The following is a 607-nucleotide window of genomic DNA, read 5'->3' on the forward strand; positions in this document are numbered from 1 at the left end:
CACCGGCATCGACATGTACATGGGCTCGGGCGGGGCCCCCGAAGGGGTGCTGGCCGCCGCCGCGCTGAAATGCATGGGCGGGCAGATGTGGGGCAAGCTGATGTTCCGCAACGATGACAAGCGTGGCAGCCGCAGCTTCAAGGGCGACCGCAAGGGTGGCCGTGACTTCGGTGGCAAGCGCGACGGAAAGCGTTTCGAGAAAGGCGACAAGCGTGGTGGCTTCAAGGGCGACAAACGTGGTGGCCGTGATTTCGGAGGCAAGCGCGGAGGCAAGAAGAACTTCAGCGTTGACTTCGACGACGAGGATTAAAGTAAAGAACTGAACTTTCGCATATCAGGAAGTTAAAGGAGTTAAGGAAGTTAAGGAGTTAAGACGTATGTCTTGCTGCTTAAAAAATACGCCAAAAAGACTATTGTCTTAACTCCTCAGCGACCGTAGGGAGCGATAACTTCTTTAACTCCTTTAACTCCTGAACTTGCGAAACTTGAGTTGCTTATTTCTTGATTTCTCTCAATTATCTTTTAAATATCCTTTAAATAATGCTATTTTATGGGGGGAAATGTTGTGTAATCAAAATAATCTTCGTACCTTTGCACCATCATAAAT

The 607-nt window shown here is 48.9% G+C and carries 1 protein-coding gene; it reads left to right on the top strand.

Translation table 11 applies throughout. The features are described from left to right. A partial coding sequence (locus IEV15_RS14685) for a fructose-bisphosphatase class II (RefSeq protein WP_262891227.1) occupies positions 1-310 on the top strand: 310 nt, incomplete at its 5' end. Between the last annotated feature and the right edge of the window lie 297 nt (positions 311-607).

It is taken from the genome of Flavobacterium orientale, from assembly GCF_014638005.1.
Lineage (GTDB): Bacteria > Bacteroidota > Bacteroidia > Flavobacteriales > Flavobacteriaceae > Flavobacterium > Flavobacterium orientale.